Annotated in this window: 1 protein-coding gene; it reads left to right on the forward strand. The window is 46.5% G+C overall.

Translation table 11 applies throughout. From position 1 onward, the window contains the following. A partial coding sequence (locus AAEY75_RS15120; RefSeq protein ID WP_352260042.1) for an alkaline phosphatase occupies positions 1-273 on the forward strand: 273 nt, incomplete at both ends.

Consider the following 273-nt stretch of genomic DNA (forward strand, 5'->3'; position numbering starts at 1 on the left):
GTTGATGCACAAACACCAGATTCTGCAGGAACAATGACAGCGATGATGTCGGGCGTTAAAACAGATGCTGGCGTGTTAGGTGTTGACGAAGATGTGGTTCGTGGCAATTGTGCTAGCACTAAAGGCATTGAGATGATCACTGCCTTAGAATTAGCTGAGATTGCAGGTAAATCAACGGGTGTTATCTCAACCGCACGTATTACCCACGCGACACCTGCTGCAACTTATGCAAAGTCAGCAGATCGTAACTGGGAAGATATCTCAGATATGGAC

It is taken from the genome of Psychrobacter sp. TB55-MNA-CIBAN-0194 (assembly GCF_040309505.1).
GTDB classification, from domain to species: Bacteria; Pseudomonadota; Gammaproteobacteria; order Pseudomonadales; family Moraxellaceae; genus Psychrobacter; species Psychrobacter fozii.